Origin of the sequence: Streptomyces sp. PU-14G (genome assembly GCF_041028275.1) — a bacterium.
Classification (GTDB): Bacteria; Actinomycetota; Actinomycetes; order Streptomycetales; family Streptomycetaceae; genus Streptomyces.
Genome location: NZ_JASKYT010000431.1, coordinates 1 through 5,895 on the forward strand (window position 1 = coordinate 1; position 5,895 = coordinate 5,895).

The following is a 5,895-nucleotide window of genomic DNA, read 5'->3' on the forward strand; positions in this document are numbered from 1 at the left end:
GTGCGGGCGGGAGCGGTGATGGCGAAGGGCATGCGGGCGGGGGCGGCGGCGGAGCGGGCCGTGCGGAGGAGCGCCGGGGCTCGCTGCGCAAGGCGTTCGCCGGGCTGACCACGCGCGGCCGGTCGTTCCTGGCGGCGGGCGTGGCCGCCGCCATCTGTGCGTACGCGCTGGGGCAGGAGGAACTGCTGCGGGTCGGTGTGCTGCTGGCCGTACTGCCCCTGGTGTGCGTCCTCGTGCTGCACCGCACCCGCCACCGCGTCACCGGGTACCGCAGGCTCTCCCCCTCGCGGGTGGCGGCGCGCACGGAGACGCGTGTGCACCTGCGCGTCGACAACGTCTCACGGCTGCCCACCGGACTGCTGATGCTCCAGGACCGGGTGCCCTACGTACTCGGACCCCGCCCCAGGTTCGTGCTGGACCGGGTGGAGCCCGGCGGACGGCGCGAGGTCTCCTACCGGGTGCGCTCGGACATGCGTGGCCGCTACCCGCTGGGGCCGCTCCAGCTGCGGCTGACGGACCCGTTCGGCATGTGCGAGCTGACGCGCTCCTTCAGCACCTTCGACACGCTCACCGTGGTGCCGCCCGTCGAGGCGCTGCCCCCCGCCCGACCGGCGGCGGCGACCGGCGGTTACGGCGAGGGGCGGCAACGCGCGGTGGCCCTGGCGGGCGACGACGACGTGATTCCGCGCGGCTACCGGCACGGCGACGACCTGCGACGGGTGCACTGGCGTTCGACGGCGCGCTACGGCGAGCTGATGGTGCGCCGCGAGGAACAGCCCCAGCAGGCCCGCTGCACCGTGCTGCTGGACACGCGCCGCGCCGCGTTCCCCGGCGCGGGACCCGACTCCCCGTTCGAGTGGGCGGTGGCAGGCGCCGCCTCGGTCTGCCTGCACCTGCTGGAGCACGGCTGGTCGGTGCGGCTGCTGACCGACGCGGGCGCCACCGCGCCCACCGCGGAGGGCGGCGTCCTCGCCGACCCCTCGGACATGGCGGGCCTGCTGCTGGACACGCTCGCCGTGGTCACCCACTCCGAGGAAGCGGGGCTGGCCGGCGCCTACGACGCGCAGCGGCGCGGCGGCGGTGCGGGCAACGAGGGCCTGCTGGTGGCCTTCCTCGGGACGCTGGACGAGGAGCAGGCAGCCATCATGGCCCGCATGCGGCAGCGCAGCGGCCGTGCGGTCGCCTTCCTGGCCGGGTCAGCACCCACCGCGGCCGACCCGTCGGCGGAGGCGCCGCTGCGGGTGCTGCGCGAGGCGGGCTGGACGGCGCTGGCCGGCGGCCCGGGAGTGGCGTTGCCCGCGCTGTGGCAGGAGGCCGACACCCAAAGCGCGAGAGTGCGGGAGTGACGTGCGCCAGGGGGACGAGGCGACGGGCGCGAGAGGACGAGGGGCGCGAGTGACATGAGGGGGCACACGTGATGAGCGGACGGGGACGGCTCGCCGTCTGTGCCGCACTGGCGACCCTGGCGGCGGCCTGCGCGCTGCTGCCGCTGGTGGACCCGGCGACCTGGCTGCTCCAGGCCGCACTGCTGGTGGCCGTGCAGACCGGAGTGGGCGCCGCCGCCCGTCGTGTACCGCTGGCCCGCCCTGTGACCGTGCTGCTGCAGTGCGTCGTCTCGGTGCTGCTGCTCACCGTGGTCTTCGCCCGCGCGTACGCGCCGGGCGGCTTCCTGCCCTCCCCCTGGGTCTTCGTCCAGTTCGCCGACCTGCTGACCCAGGGCGCGCAGGACGTGAGCCGGTACGCGATCCCCGCGCCGGTCACGGACGGGATCCGGCTGATGCTCGTCGGCGGCGTACTCGCCATCGGCCTGCTGGTGGACACGCTGGCGGTCACCTACCGCAGCGCCGCCCCCGCCGGGCTGCCCCTGCTGGCCCTCTACTCGGTCGCGGCCGGGCTCTCCCAGGGCGGCGCCCGCTGGCTGTGGTTCCTGTGTGCCGCCTCCGGCTACCTGCTGCTCCTGCTCGCCGAGGGCCGGGAGCGGCTCTCGCAGTGGGGCCGCCTGTTCTCCGACAGATCGCGTCCCGGCTCGGCCCCGGACCGGCCAGGCGGAGCCGTGGCCCCCGTCCGCACCGGGCGCAGGATCGGCGTACTGGCACTGGGACTGTCGCTGGTGGTGCCGCTCGCGCTGCCCTCCCTGAGCGGCGGGCTGCTGGACGCCGCGGGCAGCGGCGACGGCGACGGCCGCAAGGGCGGCGGCACCGTCTCCGCCGTCAATCCGCTGGTCGCCCTCCAGGACAGCCTCAACCAGCCCGAGAACCGCACCGCGCTCGTCTACTCGACGGACAGCGAGGAGACGCAGGACCTCTACATGCGGATCGTCGCGCTGGACAAGTTCGACGGCTCCGCGTGGAAACCGTCCGAACGGCGCATCGGCGAGATCCCCGACCCGATGCCCACCCCGCAGGGCCTCTCCCCCGGCGTACGGGCCACGAAGGTGCGCAGCACCATCAAGGCCAGCAAGTGGTACGCACAGGACTGGCTGCCCATGCCCTTCCCCGCCAACCGGGTGCAGGCCGACGGCAAGTGGCGCTTCGAGCCCGAGGGGCGCACCCTGGTCGGCTACGACGGCCAGACCACCCGCGGCCTGCGCTACCAGGTCGAAAGCCTCCAGGTGCGGCCGACAGCCGAACAGCTGCGGAACGCGCCCGAGCCGCCTGCCGGTCTGGAGCGCGAGTACACCGACGTCCCCGACTCCCTGCCCGACGTCGTACGCAAGACCGCCGCCAAGGTCACCCGCGGCGCGGAGGACGACTACGACCGTGCGGTGCGGCTCCAGGACTGGTTCGCCGAGGACGGCGGGTTCACCTACGACACCGAGGTACGGGCCGGCAGCGGCACCGCCGCCATCGCCAACTTCCTGGAGCAGAAGGAAGGCTTCTGCATCCACTTCTCCTTCGCGATGGCGTCCATGGCGCGCACCCTCGGCATCCCCGCACGGGTCGCCGTCGGCTTCACGCCCGGCACGGCCCGCGGCGACGGCACGATGGAGGTCGGCCTCCAGGACGCCCACGCCTGGCCCGAGCTGTACTTCGAGGGGGTGGGCTGGACCCGCTTCGAGCCCACACCGAGCCGGGGCACCACCCCCTCCTACGCACAGCCCGACGCGCCCGACATCGACGAGAACCCGGGCGAGCAGCTGCCCGACCGCGGCCAGAACGACCAGCCCTCCACCAGCCCCTCGCAACCCGACGAGTGCACCCGGCAGGAGAAACAGGCCAACCCCGAGTGCGGCCTCGCCGCACCGCCCCCGAACACGGGAGACCGCGGCGGCGGCACCCCCGTGGGCGCCCTCGCCGGGATCTCCGCCGCGGCGCTCGCGGTGCTCGCGTTGCTGTCGCTGCCGATGCTGCTGCGGATGCGCAGACGCGCCCGGAGGCTGCGCCCCCGGCCCACGGACGACCCCGCGACCGCGACGGCCTGCGTCCTGGCCGCCTGGCAGGAACTGATCGACACCGGATGGGACTACGGCGTCGTCCCGCAGGACTCCGCGACCCCACGGAACGCCGCCGCACGGCTGGCCAGGATCGGTCAGCTCCCCCCTGGCGAGGCGGACGCGGCGCACCGGGTGGCGCTCGCGATGGAACAGGTCCTCTACGCGCCGGTGCCGCGGGCGACCCCGGGCCTGCCCGCAGACGTACGCCGGGTACGTGACGGACTCCGCGCCGCCGCCCCGCGCACCCTACGGGCCCGCGCCCTCCTGCTCCCCGCGTCCACCGCCCGGCTGCGCGCGGCAGCCGGCCACCGCGCCCGCACTCTGCGCACCCGCTGGACCCGCGCACTCCGCCTCCGGCCCGCCAAGTGAGCCGGTAGCCGCACGTGGCCCCTCCCGGGCCGCGCCCCGTCAGCCCGACGGCTCTCCCGGCCCCGGGCCCGGCGAAGCCGTGGGGCTGACGGGGGCGTCGCCCGGCAGATGGTGTTGCGGCGTACGACGTACCAGCCGGTCGGTACGCAGCGCCGCGACCGTGTCCGCGCGTCAGATCCGGGCGGCAAGGGCGGACGGCATCGACGGCCCGTCATCGGAGCGCGCACACGGCCACCCGACAGCGGCCCGGTCACATCCGGAAACTGACCGGGCGTTCGGCTGAAGGGGCCCCGGGCCGGCACCGGGGCAGGGCCCCGCCGTTCGGCAGGACGGGGCTACGGCCCGGGTGTTGCGAGGGACCACCACCCGGCTTCCGCCCGGAGGCAGGCGGAAGCATGCGGCCGGTGGCAGGGGTATGCGGTGGCGACGAGAGGGGAACGGAATGCGTGCTCAGTGCTGCCCCTCGTCGCGGCGACGCTGCCAGCGCTCCTCGATCCGGGTCATCATCGACCTGCGAGCCCGTGGCTGCTGACGGCGCGGGGAGCCCTGCGCGGCCTGCCCCTGCCCCTGATCTTGGCCCTGGCCCTGGCCCTCGCCCTGCTTGGGGGCTTTTCGCCAGCTGGTCACAGCGAGGACGGCGCAGCCCAGCATCACGAGGAAGCCGACGACGCTGATCCAGATCTGCTGCGCGACCATTCCGGCCATGAGGAGCGCGATACCCACCAGAAAGCCCGCCACCGCTTGGTAGACCCTCTTGCGGGTGTACCGGCGCAGCTCACTTCCCTCGAGCGCTGTCGCGAACTTGGGATCTTCGGCGTACAGCGCTCGCTCCATCTGCTCGAGCATCCGCTGCTCGTGCTCAGAGAGCGGCACGGAGTCCTCCTACTCGTCGGTCGCGGGGGCGACCGGGTGCGACTCTTCAAGGATAGGCAGGGAATCGCCCCCGTGAAACCCGCCCCTCTACGCCAGTTCCTCCCACCACACCGGACATGCCGGACGGGGGTGCCCGGGGTGTGCTCCGTACATTCCCGCGCCACCTTTCCGCCATGCCCGACGGTGTACCCCGATCATACGGCGGGTAGCCGCTGATCGGGCGGGCGAGAACCAGGCGGAACGACGCGGCGCGGCCCGGCGGGGAAGACCCGGCGGCCCGGACGCCGGAGCGACGGCGGAACGGCGCGGTGTGCCGCGCTCAGCCGGGCGCACCCGGCGTCGGCCGGGGAGGCACCTCCGCCAGCACGTGCAGCTGACTGGCCACCGACTGGAAGTCGGGCAGCTCGGCGGCGGTCGCCTCCAGCCTGGCGAGGGCTTCCAGCGCGTCCGGCTCGGTGTCCACGAGTGCGCCGGGCACCAGGTCGGCGAAGACGCGCACACCGTGGACGGAGATGACCTCCAGCCCGGTGCCGGTGACCAGCGCGGTGAGCTGCTCGGGCGTGAAGCGGCGGGGCATGGGGTCGCTGTCCCCCCACCGGCCGCCCGGGGAGGTGAGGGCGTGCCGCGCCTCGGTGAAGTGCCCGGCCAGCGCGCGGGCCAGCACGGCTCCGCCGAGCCCGGACGCCAGCACGCTCAGGGTGCCGCCTTCGGGCCGCAGGGCCGCGACGGTGTTGCGCAGCCCCTCGGCGGGGTCGTCCACGTACTCCAGGACGCCGTGGCAGAGCACCACGTCGTAGCCGCCGCGCTCGGCGACGTCGAAGAGGCCGCGCACATCGCCCTGCACTCCCCGTACGCGCTCGGCGACGCCCGCTTCGGCGGCGCGGCGCTCCAGGGCGAACAGCGCGTTGGGGCTCGGGTCGACCACGGTGACCCGGTGTCCGAGGCGGGCGACGGGCACCGCGAAGTTCCCGGTGCCCCCGCCGGTGTCGAGCACGTCCAGCTCCGTACGGGCCGACAGTTTGGCGCGCTGGTCGAGAGCGCCTCGCAGAACGTCCCAGACCACTGCTGTACGGAGGGTTGCGCTCGGGCGGGACATGCGGCTGCTCCTCGGCTCTGTGACGGGCAGCCCCCACCCTATTGCCTCAGGCCTGAGCGCCCCGTCCGGCGGGGCCCTCGGACCCGGCAGGCCCGAGGACCCCGCCGGCTGCGCCCGCTCCACC

The 5,895-nt window shown here is 74.7% G+C and carries 4 protein-coding genes; 2 read left to right on the forward strand and 2 right to left on the reverse strand.

Going from position 1 to position 5,895, the window contains the following annotated elements:
- Positions 1-83: 83 nt before the first annotated feature.
- Together AB8Z75_RS30735 and AB8Z75_RS30740 are read left to right on the forward strand one after the other, a co-directional pair.
- The gene (locus AB8Z75_RS30735; protein ID WP_369207737.1) at positions 84-1,346 is read left to right on the forward strand and encodes a DUF58 domain-containing protein; all 1,263 of its coding nucleotides are present in this window, start codon (positions 84-86) and stop codon (positions 1,344-1,346) included.
- A 71-nt stretch (positions 1,347-1,417) separates the two neighbouring features.
- Positions 1,418-3,802, forward strand: coding sequence for a DUF3488 and DUF4129 domain-containing transglutaminase family protein (locus AB8Z75_RS30740; RefSeq protein ID WP_369207732.1), 2,385 nt, complete (start codon positions 1,418-1,420; stop codon positions 3,800-3,802).
- Between the two features lie 450 nt (positions 3,803-4,252).
- Here AB8Z75_RS30740 and AB8Z75_RS30745 read toward each other — a convergent pair whose 3' ends face one another.
- Complete coding sequence (locus AB8Z75_RS30745; protein ID WP_369207734.1) at positions 4,253-4,675, reverse strand: DUF3040 domain-containing protein; 423 nt, start codon at positions 4,673-4,675, stop codon at positions 4,253-4,255.
- Positions 4,676-4,994: 319 nt separating this feature from the next.
- Positions 4,995-5,771 (reverse strand): methyltransferase, encoded by a 777-nt coding sequence (locus tag AB8Z75_RS30750; RefSeq protein WP_369207736.1) that lies wholly within the window; start codon positions 5,769-5,771, stop codon positions 4,995-4,997.
- Between the last annotated feature and the right edge of the window lie 124 nt (positions 5,772-5,895).

Coding starts and splice junctions, on each gene's coding strand:
- AB8Z75_RS30750 (WP_369207736.1), bottom strand. CDS start 5,771: ATGTCCCGCCCGAGCGCAACCCTCCGTACAGCAGTGGTCTGGGACGTT.
- AB8Z75_RS30740 (WP_369207732.1), top strand. CDS start 1,418: ATGAGCGGACGGGGACGGCTCGCCGTCTGTGCCGCACTGGCGACCCTG.